This window comes from Echinicola strongylocentroti (genome assembly GCF_003260975.1).
GTDB classification, from domain to species: Bacteria; Bacteroidota; Bacteroidia; order Cytophagales; family Cyclobacteriaceae; genus Echinicola; species Echinicola strongylocentroti.
The window spans coordinates 2,449,455-2,461,985 of sequence record NZ_CP030041.1 but is presented as its reverse complement, the minus strand read 5'-3'; the positions used below and the strand labels follow the sequence as shown (position 1 = coordinate 2,461,985).

Annotated in this window: 8 protein-coding genes; 5 read left to right on the top strand and 3 right to left on the bottom strand. The window is 43.8% G+C overall.

Annotated features, from left to right (window positions below):
• Window positions 1-7 precede the first annotated feature (7 nt).
• The 5 genes from DN752_RS09475 (at window position 8) to porN (ending at window position 5,562) form a co-directional block, all read left to right on the top strand.
• Window positions 8-985 carry a PorP/SprF family type IX secretion system membrane protein gene (locus DN752_RS09475; RefSeq protein WP_112783715.1) on the top strand — a complete coding sequence of 326 codons (978 nt, stop codon included), beginning with the start codon at window positions 8-10 and terminating at the stop codon, window positions 983-985.
• A 115-nt stretch (window positions 986-1,100) separates the two neighbouring features.
• The gene (gene porK / locus DN752_RS09470) at window positions 1,101-2,189 is read left to right on the top strand and encodes a T9SS ring complex lipoprotein PorK/GldK (RefSeq protein ID WP_112783714.1); all 1,089 of its coding nucleotides are present in this window, start codon (window positions 1,101-1,103) and stop codon (window positions 2,187-2,189) included.
• Between the two features lie 53 nt (window positions 2,190-2,242).
• The gene (gene porL / locus DN752_RS09465; RefSeq protein WP_112783713.1) at window positions 2,243-3,055 is read left to right on the top strand and encodes a type IX secretion system motor protein PorL/GldL; all 813 of its coding nucleotides are present in this window, start codon (window positions 2,243-2,245) and stop codon (window positions 3,053-3,055) included.
• Window positions 3,056-3,094: 39 nt separating this feature from the next.
• A complete protein-coding gene (gene porM, locus DN752_RS09460) occupies window positions 3,095-4,696 on the top strand; it encodes a type IX secretion system motor protein PorM/GldM (RefSeq protein ID WP_112783712.1) in 1,602 nt (533 codons plus the stop codon).
• Window positions 4,697-4,776: 80 nt separating this feature from the next.
• Window positions 4,777-5,562: a type IX secretion system ring subunit PorN/GldN gene (gene porN, locus DN752_RS09455; protein WP_394337173.1), complete on the top strand. Its 786-nt coding sequence runs from the start codon at window positions 4,777-4,779 to the stop codon at window positions 5,560-5,562.
• A 42-nt stretch (window positions 5,563-5,604) separates the two neighbouring features.
• Here porN and uvrC read toward each other — a convergent pair whose 3' ends face one another.
• The 3 genes from uvrC to porW all read right to left on the bottom strand — a co-directional run bounded on the left by uvrC (window position 5,605) and on the right by porW (window position 12,455).
• On the bottom strand, window positions 5,605-7,407 hold the full coding sequence (uvrC, locus tag DN752_RS09450) for an excinuclease ABC subunit UvrC (protein ID WP_112783710.1): 1,803 nt from the start codon (window positions 7,405-7,407) through the stop codon (window positions 5,605-5,607).
• 79 nt (window positions 7,408-7,486) lie between these two features.
• Window positions 7,487-9,799, bottom strand: coding sequence for a penicillin-binding protein 1A (locus tag DN752_RS09445; protein WP_112783709.1), 2,313 nt, complete (start codon window positions 9,797-9,799; stop codon window positions 7,487-7,489).
• Window positions 9,800-9,806: 7 nt separating this feature from the next.
• Window positions 9,807-12,455 carry a type IX secretion system periplasmic lipoprotein PorW/SprE gene (gene porW / locus DN752_RS09440; protein WP_245949495.1) on the bottom strand — a complete coding sequence of 883 codons (2,649 nt, stop codon included), beginning with the start codon at window positions 12,453-12,455 and terminating at the stop codon, window positions 9,807-9,809.
• Window positions 12,456-12,531: the final 76 nt, after the last annotated feature.

Genomic DNA, 12,531 nt, shown 5'->3' with positions numbered 1-12,531 from the left:
GAAGCGCATGAAAAAGAGAATTTACCTTAATTTTATTTTTTTCTCAGGATTTCTACTTGGGGGGATCAGTCCGTCCTGCGTTTTTGCGCAACAAGACGCCCAATTCACACAATATATGTACAATGGGCTCTATTATAATCCCGCTTTTGCGGGAAGTGATGAGGGCTATCAGTTTACCGCCTTGCACCGAAGCCAATGGCTAGGATATACCACCTCTTCAGGAAATGGAGGTGCTCCCACTACGCAGCTCGTAACAGCTGCTGGCAGGGTCTCCGGCACATCATTTGGTTGGGGATTATCGTTTACCAATGATGATATTGGTCCAGCGACAAGCCAAGAAGTGAATATTTCAGCTGCTTATCACAAAAAAATCAGGCGCGGTGTGCTGAGCTTTGGGGTCTCTGGGGGCGTGTTTTCCAACACTATACAATTCGATGAAATCGACGTAGTCAATCCCGACCCTTCGATTCCAAGCAGTGGTAACGAAAGTCAGATGAGTGCAAATTTTGGTGCGGGGTTGCTTTACGAAGCGCCCAAGTATTATGTCTCACTGAGCAGTAGGCACCTCAATGAGCCTACTTTTGATTTTGGAGACAATTCCTTTGATAATCAACTGGTCAATCACAGTTATTTGATGGTGGGATACAAGATACGGACTTTTGCACAAGTGACATTTGATCCAAGTATTTTGTTAAAAAGTGAGGGCTTCAATAATTTTTCCTATGACGTGAGCGTTATAGCCACATATAATGACCGCATGAGCGGTGGATTAGCTTTTAGAGGAGAAGAGTCCCTTTCTGTATTGATGGGGTATAAATTATTAAGAGATAAGTCACTTAAATTGGGCTACGCCTTTGATTTGGTAATGAGTGGGACGGAAGCAAAGGCTCCAACCTCCCACGAGTTTATGTTAACGTATAATTTACCAGCTGTAGCGAAAAAAATAGAGAGTATAATACAACGGACTCCGAGATTCCGGTTTTAAATAACCGTTAATTTTGGTCGATTTTTTGTAATGTTTTGGTATTTTCTCTTAAATTTCGATCTTGGTAAGAACACGTTAATCTAGGAATAAAGAATTGTCAACAAAATTGTCTTATATGTACAAGAAAATGAACTCACGATTTTTGACAGGGATCGTGATGCTACTATCCGTGGTACTGTTGCAGGGATGTGGTCTTTTTGGTAGCAAGGGTTCTGCTAGTGAAAAAGCCAACAGAACTGGTGAAGTGACTGGGGTTCCCGATCGGTCTGGATGGCAGCAGACCCTTCCTCATGATATGGTGCCGGTAAAGGCTGGTACTTTTTGGATGGGACAAGCTGATGAAGATATTGCCGTTAGTAAATCGTCGCTGAACAAACAGGTGACGATATCCGAATTTTATATGGATAAATATGAAGTGTCCAATAACAAGTACCGTCAGTTTTTGGAAGCGGTAAGAATGGGAGAATTGGCCCTGTCTACTCCCACTACACTTAAGGATCCTCCCCAATTTAATATAGATGAGCTTCTTCCCGACACTACTGTCTGGTCGCAGAGCTTTACCCATCATTATGGTGACCCGCTGATGGAGTACTATTTTGAACATCCGGCATTTGATGATTATCCCGTGGTAGGGATAAGTTGGGAACAAGCCAAGAAATTTTGCGAGTGGAAATCATACCACATGAATGCAAATGATAAGTCTGAATATGATATGCCAAGATTCCGGTTGCCGTCTGAAGCAGAATGGGAATATGCTGCCAAGGGAGGTAAAGAAATCGCCAAATACCCTTGGGGTGGCCCATACCTTAAAAATAGGAGAGGATGCCTGATGGCCAACTTTAAACCAGGTCGTGGCAATTATATAGATGATGGATTCGCCTATACAGCTCCTGTGGATACTTATGCACCCAATAATTTCGGTATCTATAACATGGCCGGTAATGTATCTGAATGGGTAGAAGATGCTTATAATCCCGCAGGAAGCTCCCTTACTTGGGATCTCGATCCCAGATATGAGGATGAAAACGAATCTCGCAAGGTTGTGCGTGGTGGCTCTTGGAAAGATATTGCTCATTACTTAGAGACCAGTACTCGAACGTATGAGTACCAAGATGTAAAAACTGCCCATATTGGATTCAGAACAGTAATGACCTTTATCGGTCGTTCAGGCTCCATGGACGTAAGAGCTACAAGAAGACGTTAATCAATCTATATACACACTTACACACAAAATTATAAACCATACTTTTACAACCTATGGCTAAACGCAACGAAAAATCTTTCTCCCACATGTTTTATGGTTCCATAATGCCGAAGATTTATGGAATCGGAGCTTCTGTAGTAATCTTAGGGGCAATGTTTAAAATCCTCGATTGGGAAGGTGCCTCACTCATGATCGGAATAGGCCTATCTACAGAGGCAGCTATTTTCTTCCTTTCGGCTTTTGAACCACAATCAGAAGAGGTGGATTGGAGCAAAGTATACCCTGAACTTGCAGACGGTTCGGTACCTCCGGCGCCTCGTCAGTCAAGAGTGGCACAGGGATCAGGCGACCAGACTTCCCAGAAGCTGGATAAAATGCTAGAGGATGCCAATATTGGTTCTGACCTGATCGATAACTTGGGCAAGGGATTAAAAAATCTAGCTGATTCCACCAAAAAAATGGGGACTGTGGCAGATGCTGCATTGGCGACCAACGAATATGCGGAAAATGTAAAAGTAGCTTCCAAAACATTGGTGGACATCAATCAGTCTTACAGCAAAACTGCTGCGGCACTCTCTGAAATGTCCAATGCTTCCCAAGAGGCTAAAGATTATAGAGACCAGGTAGTCTCAGTGACCCAAAACTTATCCGCACTGAACGCAGTGTACGAGATGGAATTGCAAGATGCAAATAGTCATGTTAAAGTACTCAATAAATTCTATTCAAACGTTACAGCGGCCATGGAAGGCTTAAATGAAGCCGGCAAAGAAACCGAAACCTTCAAAGCTGAGCTGGCGAAGCTGAACAAGAATGTCAGCTCTCTTAACAGTGTATATGGTGGCATGCTGACGGCCATGAAGGGTTAATTTAATTTATTGTAGGACTAATAATATAACGGGATATATATGGCCGGTGGAAAAGAAACGCCAAGGCAGAAGATGATCGGGATGATGTATCTCGTTCTGACCGCTCTTTTGGCGCTACAGGTAAGTAATCAAATATTGCAAAAGTTCATTCTTCTGAATGATGGCTTGGAGCGCACTTCCAAGAACTACATTGAAAAGAATGCCTCCATTGTCAGCAATATAGAAGCGACGGTGGAGCAGCAAGGAAATAATGAAAAGGACCTTCCCAAAGTGGAGACGGCACGGCAGATAAGGGAGAAATCCGCTGAAGTGTTTTCTTATTTGGAAGGATTGAAGCAGGAATTGATTACGCAGTCGAACGCATTAAGCGATGATGGACAGTTTAAGAACAGCGCCCTGAAAAATACGGATATTGCTGGCAATATCTTCAATAACAATAAAAAAGGATATGAGATGCAAGAGCGCCTCAATCAATATCCTGAAGAAATAGAAGCTCTCTTAGAGGAAGTTGGGATTCCTATGGAGTTTGAGAAAATTGCCAAGGATGCCAAGGAAATCGACTTGTTCAAGAATGACCCGGATGTGAGTTATAAAGATTTCGTAAACCTGAACTTTGTCAAATCTCCTATTGGTGCGGTATTGGCCATCATCAGTCAGTACCAAAATGAGGTGCTGAACATCGAATCAGAATCATTGGGGTCGCTGACCCGTTCTTTGGGATCGTTTTACTATAAAGCAGATATCTTCGAACCCATGGTAGCGGCCAACTCCAATATTGTGGCGGCAGGGACCAAATTTGAAGGTAACCTGTTTATCGCTTCGGCTTCTTCTTCGGCACAGCCCAAGATGAGCGTGAACGGAAAAGAAGTTCCTGTGGAAAATGGTTTTGGTAAAATCAGCTTTCCAGTGGGACCAGCCGACAGTTACGATGACAGAGGGCTCGCCAAGCGTACCTTGGAAGGTGAAGTGGTGGTAAACATCGATGGCAAGGACAGTCTGCTGAGTGTCAACTATGACTACTTCGTGGCCAATCCGACCATTGAGGTGACCGCAGAGGCTATCCAACAGCTATATGCGCAGTGTGCAAACGAACTGAGCATTAAAGTTCCTGCTTTGGGCAATAGCTATGCACCTGAGTTTTCCGTTACCAATGGACAGGCCATTAAGGGCAGTAACCCTGGTGATGTGACCATTATTCCTGCCAATTCAGGAAAAGTAAACATCGGCGTGAACAGTGGTGGTGCCAAAATCGGAACGGTTAGTTACGATATCAGACCAGTACCAGCGCCGACCATTGCTGCTTATAATGGAGAGAAGGAAATCGATATGAGTGTGCCTTTCCCCGCTCCTGGGCCTTCTCAGCTAAAAATAAAGGCTGTACCGGAGCCGACTTTTGGTCGGACGATGCCTAAAGATGCTAGGTTCCAAGTCTCTGGTGGTGTAGTGAAGCTCCTGAGAAACGAAGTTCCTAGGGAGCAAGTTAACATCAGCGGAGAGGATATAGCCATTAGGCAGCTGTTAGCAGCTGCGAGAAGTGGTGATAACTTGGTGATTCAAGTAACGGAAGTTACCAGGACAAACTTCCAAGGTCAAAAAATAAAAAGTAATGTCAACCATATAGAGCGGATTGCCATTAAGTAATCCAAGAGGTTGGTAGGCTTTCTTTTGAAGTAAAATACAAGGTTATGAAACGATTAGATGCAAAATACATTGTCCCATTAATGATGGTGATCATGTTGGCTGTAAGTCCAAAGGTTTTTGGGCAGACAGGTTCCACGAGCGTAGATCCATCTGTAAGTGGAGACAGGCAATTTCAGGTAGATACGGTGTTTTCTGCCCACCCAATCAGGGAGGATGACAAGATGTACCAGATCGGTGTGTGGAGAAGGGTAGATCTGCGAGAAAAGTATAACCATCCTCTCTATGGCACGGGAGATACCAAGCGTAATGGTATCATTTATAGTATTTATAAAGCCGTGACTGAGGAAAATGCCTTTGAGCTATTTGCCGATGAGGAATTTACCGAGTCACTTTCCATCGCTGATTTTCAGAATAACTTCTGGATGTCTGCCAATGGTGACAGTATCTTTGTGAAGAACCTTTATTATTTGGACTTTAAAGAAGATTTCTTGTTTGACAAGCACCATTCGCAAGTGAAATTTGATGTGAAGTACATCCACTTGGTGATGCCTTCACAGACCAATGCCAATGCTGGCGAAAAGAGCATCGCTTATATTCGGTTCAAGGATTTTTATGAGTATTTTAAAAATCATCCGGAAGCTAGGTGGATTAACTTCAGTAATACTTCCAAAGACCTTTCTTACAGCCAAGCTTTTGACCTAAGATTGTTCAAATCGGTGGTTAGGAAGTATTCCAATTCGGAAAACGCCCTGATAGCTGATATGGTCGATCCAAATAATCCTAACCCTGAGTTACAGGCTTATTTGGATGGTTTGAAGTTTGAATACGATCTACTCGAATTTGAAAACAGTCTCTGGGAATGGTGATTTCCAGAAGTAAAGTATAAATCAAGAAAGCAGGTGGTCCTATCACCTGCTTTCTTGTTTTATAAAGTTAATGACCCTATTGGCCTTGTCCTTGCCAATGATCTGGGCAAGATCTTCTTCAGAAGCTTCCCTGATTTTTTTCAATGATTTAAAGTGTTTTAAGAGTTTGTTGGAAGTAGAGGGACCAATGCCCTCGATGGTGTCAAGTGCTGTCTTGAAAGCGTCTTTGCTACGGATATCCCTGTGAAAGGTGATCGCAAAACGGTGAGCTTCGTCCCTGGTGCGCTGAATGAGACGTAATGACTCGGATTTTTTATCAATATGTAGAGGAAAAGAGTCACCGGGAAAATAGATTTCTTCCAGTTTTTTGGCAATGCCGATGATGGGCACTTGGCCGTAGATGCCCAAGGACTTTAAGGCTTCCACAGATGCAGAAAGCTGGCCTTTTCCACCATCGATCACGATGAGTTTCGGCAGGGGTTTATTTTCCTTGATCAGACGACCATACCTTCTGCCTACGATCTCTGTCATACTGGCGAAGTCGTCAGGCCCTTCTACTGTTTTGACATGGAAGTGCCTGTATTCTTTTTTGGCTGGTTTTCCATCCAGAAAGCATACCATACTTGCAACAGGATAGTTACCTTGTATGTTAGAATTATCAAAGCACTCAATATGATCAGGAATATCCTTGAGTGAAAGGTCTTTTTGGAGCTGGAGCAATACCCTGTTTTTTTTCTCTTCTGCTTTACCACTGAGCAATGCCTTTTCCTTTTTATAATACATGGCGTTTTTAAGGGAAAGTTCTACCAGCTTTCGTTTGTCCCCTATTTTTGGCACGGTGAGGTGCAGGCCTTCGATAGGCTCATCCAAGTCAATGTTGCTGAGGATCTCCTTGGCATCACTTTGGAACTGATCCTTCAGGTGGAAGATGGCGGTGAGCAGCATTTCTTGTTCGGTCTCGTCAAGTTTCTTCTTGAGTTCTACGGTTTTGGTGATGTTGATCGCTCCATTTTTGATATTAAGGTAATTGACAAAGGCAAATTTATCTGCAGAGACAATGGCAAATACATCCAAATCGGTCACATGAGGATTGGTGACCAGTGATTTGGCTTGATACTTTTCAAGAAGGTCCAGCTTGTCCTTAAACCGTTGTGCTTTCTCAAAAGCGAGGTTCTCGGCAGCTTCCTGCATTCTGCTTTTAAAGTAAGCCTTTGGCACTCCGAGGTTGCCTTTGAGGATGTTCTTGGCCTGATCGATGTCTTTCATGTAGTCCGGTTCGCCCTGCAAGCCTTCACAGGGTCCCAAACAGTTTCCGATATGATATTCCAAACAGACTTTGTATTTCTGCTCAGCAATTTTGTAAGGGTTTAGGTCCAGCTTACAAGTGCGTATGGTGAATAAGCTCCTGATTAGCTCCAGTACGTTGTTCATCGCCTTGACACTCGCAAAAGGGCCATAATAGGTGCCTCTGGAAGGAATAAGTTTACGTGTGGGGTAGAGCTGTGGAAAATGCTCTTTGGTAAGCAGCAAATAGGGGTAAGTTTTGTCATCCTTCAGGAGGATATTATACCGAGGTTGGTTTTTTTTGATCAGGTTGTTTTCCAACAGTAATGCATCAAACTCTGAATTGACAATGGTAAACTCGATCCGACGGATTTCTTTGACCATTCGTCGGGTTTTAAGGTTTAGTCCAGTGCTTTTTACAAAATAGCTGGCCACCCGTTTTTTGAGGCTCTTTGCCTTGCCTACATAGATGAGTTTTTCCTCTTGGTTGTAGTATTTATAGACTCCTGGTACGTCAGGGAGTTTATTGTATTCTTCAGGGCTGTATGAAGGGCTTTGCATACGACAAATATAAAAAAAACAGCTCTCGTGAGGAGCTGTTTTTAATAAGTTTCCAAAAGTTGGTTATGGGGTTTGGGATTTAGAAGTCATTGTTCCTTTGGTCATAGTCAAAGTCGGTATATTCGTCCGTTTGGATTTGATACTCTTCACAGTCCAGTTCCACGCTTAGCGGTCTTTCAGGCTTTTCAAAAGCACCTTTGGAGATACCTAAGGTAGGGTCTTCATAGACTTTGGTCATGTATTTCACCCAGATGGGGCGGGCAGTTCTGGCACCTTGGCCACTGATCCAGCTTCTGAAGTGGATGGCCCTGTCATCACCACCTACCCATACTCCTGATACCAAGTCTTTGCTAAGCCCAATATACCAGCCGTCAGAGGCGTTTTGGGTGGTGCCTGTTTTACCTCCCAGTTCATTGCCTTCGCGCAGGTGCATAGGAACACCCTGACTAGTGCCTCCTCGTTCCTCGAATCCACCTTGTAGCATGTGGAGCATTAAGTAGGCATCCTCCTCACTCATGGCTGGGCTTTTGCGTGCGGGGAACTGATGGAGAACATTGCCGTTTTTGTCTTCGATACGGTCGATATAATATGGCTTGATATGTTCACCTTTATTGGCAAAGGTGCTCATAGATCCGGCCATTTCCAAGATGGAAACATCACTGGTACCGAGTGCAAGGGCAGGTACTGGATCCAAGTCACTGGTGATCCCTAGTCTATGGGCTGTTTCTACCACCACTTCTGGGCTGATCTGTTTCATCATATACGCAGTGATGGAGTTGATAGACTGGGCCATTGCTTGGCGGATGGTCATTTTTTCATAGGTGAATTTTCCATCAGCATTGCTTGGGCTCCATGTGGGTTGACCCGGTATGTTGATTTCTACAGGTTGGTCCACTACGGTATAACATGGGCTATAGCCATTTTCGATGGCCGCTGCATAGACGAATGGCTTAAAGGTAGATCCCGGTTGCCGGCGACCTTCCCTAACGTGATCGTACTTGAAGTATTTGTGATTGAGTCCGCCTACCCAAGCTTTGATATGTCCGGTATGTGGATCCATGGAGACAAACCCTGCTTGCAAAAATGTTTTGTAATAGCGTAAGGAGTCCATAGAGCTCATCACGGTGTCGATTTCACCTTCTTCCCAAGAGAACACTTTCATTTTTTTCTTCTCGTTCAGCTTGATTTCTACCGAATCCGAGTCCGCTCCGTACTTATTGACCAGCACACGATAGGCTTCTGTCCTTTTGATCATGGTTTCCATGAAGTTGGGAATTACCCGTCCGTTGCTATCAATCCAAGGTTCCCTCCCACGAAGCTCACTGACAAACTTGGCCTGAAGTTCACGCATATGCTCATCAACGGACTCTTCAGCATATTTTTGCAAGCGGCTGTCAATGGTGGTGTATATCCTCAGGCCATCTCCATAAAGGTCATAAGGTTTTCCGTCTGCTTTGAGATTTTCTTTGGTCCATTTGATAAGGTCAGATTTGACGATCTCCCTGAAATAGGTCGCCAGTCCCCTGTTGTGGCTTTCTACATTATAGTCCAGCTCAATGGGGAGTTGGGAGATAGAGTCGTATTGGGTCTCTGTGAGAAACTCATACTTCCTCATCTGGCCAAGCACGGTGTTCCTTCTTCTGGTAGAGTTGTCGGGGTTATATACAGGGCTGTAATAGGTTGGTGCCTTAAAGAGACCTACCAGCACAGCTGATTCCTGTATGTTAAGGTCTTTGGGATCCTTGTTGAAGAATGTTTTTGCAGCGGTCTTGATACCAAAAGCATTACTGCCAAATTCGGATGTGTTCAAATACATGGTAAGGATCTCGTCTTTGGTATAGGCCTTTTCGAGTTGTGTGGCCACGATCCATTCCTTGGTTTTGATGATGAGCATCCTGAGCCCAGGGACGCTACTGAGTGTCCCTTGTGAGGCTTCTCCTCGAGTTTTGAAGAGGTTTTTGGCTGTTTGTTGGCTAAGTGTACTCCCTCCGCCGGCACTGCTTTGTCCCATCAGAATGGTCTTGAACAGTACCCTGGCCAGGCCCTTTGGGTCAATACCGGAGTGGTCCTCAAACCGAATGTCCTCTGTGGCAATCAAGGCATTGATCAGGTTCTTGGAGAGTTCGTTATAGGTGACAGGGGACCTGTTTTCCCTATAGTATTTACCCAATAGTACCCCATCGGCAGAATAGAGCTCTGAGGCAAGTTCATTTTCTGGGTTTTCTAAGGCTTTGAAGTCAGGAAGATCCCCATACAGTCCCAAAAAGTCTACACTTACGGACCATACAAAAATGGCAAAGCCAAATAGGCCAGCAAATAATGCAATCCAAAGGATTCTGATGATCTTTCCAGTCCATGACCGGGATTTGGCGGTGTTTTTTTTATTACTCATGTTCGTATCAATAGGAGGTCTTGAAGAATGCCTCGTATTCAGCAATGTCTTTTCTTTTGTTCAGTTGCTGGAAGTTTTGAATAGAAATTACAAAACTACGCTTTTTTAATTCCTCAGGTAATCCCTGGTACTTAAAATCTGCCAAGAACTTGTTTCTATAGGTCATGGCCTTTTCTGCATTGGAAAAAGGGCTTACCAGCAAAATAGATTGATTGCGGGTAAATGACAGGTTGCCAGTTCGTAACCTTGCGTCTTGGAAGTTCTTGTCGTGAAAGTTTTCCAGTTCAGCGCTTAAATTTTTGGTCTGGGTGATCTCCTGTGGATCTATAACCAAAATAAATATATGGGTTTGCTCTTTTTTTACCTGGTATACCTGCTCCACTTTGGTAAGGCTATCCATGGCAGCGGCTGTTACAGTAGTGTCATTTACATTTAAGGAATCACTAACGCTTGCAGGTGCTGTTGCTGATAAGGCCTCCTCATCCTTTTCTCCAGTCAATGCTTCTAGCATATTTCTTGCCATTTTTGTGAGTGCTGGATTTTCTGTTGTGGCGATATAATTTTCAAGACTTTCTTGGTACAGTTGGTTAGAGGATGTTTTGCCCGTGATCATGATGTCCAGAAGTGTAAGCTTGTCGGTGACATCAGTGAGTGGATAGCTGTTTAATGTGCTTCGGGCAAGGTTACGAGCCGAAGCATAGTCACCGTTTTTATAGGCTTCATAGGCTTTTTTATAATTGCTTTCAGCGGTTTTGTTGGCTGCAGTACTGGAGGTTTCGCTGACTGGGTTGTTGACAGATTTGGTAAAGGGAGAATCAGGAAATTCTTTGTTTAGCCGACTGACATAGTGAGCGGTGCTCCCACCTGTTTCTTTTTCTATAAGATAAAGAGTATAGTAGGCTTCTGATTTTTTTTCGGAATCAGGATGAAATTGTAGTAGGTCAATCAAGTATTCTCTGGCAAGGTCAGGCCTGTCAAGGTCGAAGAAGAGTACTTTGCCCAATTCCAGTCTGGCTTCTTCCATTTGAACATTAAGGGCGGTAATTTGGTCTGGTTCTGTTGGGATATTGGCCAGTAGGGTTTCCTTATCGGGTAGAATCCCTTGTATACTGTCTTTTTGACTGATTTTCTGGGTAGTGGCAGTGTCTTTTTCCGTTGGAAGGGAAGAGACGGTATTGCCTTGAAAGCTATTTGCTTTTCGCCTCCAGTTATCGGCAAGTGCCCTGTTGCCCCAATTCCTGTAAAAGTCGATCGCGCCTTGTTGGACTGCGGTGGGATTGTCAAAATAAAAGGTCGATGCAGCTCCATCATTCCCAAATGCCAATAGGTTGTTGAATATTCCCGAGTTCTGTTTGTCGGTTTTGGCTGCGGCTTCTGCCAGGAGTCGTTCTTCCTCCGCCTTGATAAAATCTTCAGCTATTTTTTCTTGCTGCTCCAGGGGCATCTGGCTTAGCCTCAGTAAGCTGTCGTTTTCCTGAAGTATTTCAAAGTTTACAGTATACCTGTCCAGGACTTCTTTTTTTGTTGCTAATGGTTCATAGTTGCTATCTGTCTCCTTAAAGTGCTGTAGGGCACTATCCAGGTAGTATTTTGAGGCCCTGTAGTCTTCTTTTTCATCAAAGAACACCTCAGCTAGTTTTTGATAGATATAGCCTTTTTGCTTTTCGATTTTGCCAAGCTCTTGGGCTGCTTTGTGGAGTAAGTCGATGGCCTCTTCTGTTTCGTTTTGCTTGAGCTCAAAGAGGGCTTTTTCGTAAAGCACAACATCTCTGAGGTCAGTGTTTTTACGGTCTTTATAAAGGTTGTCATAGTAGTCCCTCACCTTTTTAAGGTCCTTGCTCTTTTCGAGTTCAGCCACTTGCTGTGCATAAAGCTGGCTGAAAAAAGCAAGTTCATAAGGTGGGTTGCCTTCTGCCGCCTCTTTGTAAAAATCATAGGCAAGCGCATCGAATCCGGCGCGTTGGTAGAGCTGGGCAAGCATAAAGTTAAGACGGGATTTTTCGTCTTTGTCCGAGGTCAGTTCTATGCACCTTTCCAGTGCGGTGATCACCCCGTCTTTTTCCTTCCTGGCTTCGTAATAGTAAGCCAGTGTTTTATAAAGTTTCTGTTTGTTGTCTTTGCTGATATCGGTTTCCTTGGACAGAAAATCAATTACATAAGAAGCGTCGTCAAACTTGCGTTGTTCTACAAAAATCCTGAGCAATTGAATCAATGCTCGGTGACGTACCTCATTGTCTTTACTGTTTACATTAAGGTATTTGTAGGTGTTGATGGCATCATCCGTATTGGCCTCGTAGTAATCGATAAGGCCGATCAGGAAGTAGCTGTCATCCACCCATTGGCTGATGCGGTGCCAATCAATGGCTTTGCCAGCCAGTTCACGGGCTTCTTCCAGTTTGTCCATATTGCCTTCCACCGTAGTGCTGTCAATAGGAGGATAGACAGGAAGCACTTGTGTATAATCCTCTTGATAGGCAGCCTTAAAGTCGGTCTCAGCTTCCTCGATCTTCTCCTTTGCCAAAAAATAGGCGTTGAAGTGAGCAGTGACATTATGGTACAAGCGATTGGTAAAAGTGTTCTTTTCGGAAGAACACCCCAAAGAAAAAAGGAAAAGTAGCAATAGAAAATTGGAAGTCTTTCTCACGTCAAGCTTCATAAGTCTTGTTAAAGTTCCCAAATTAGTGTTTTTGAATCAATAATGTAAACGCTTACGTTTAATCTTGTATTTTTGT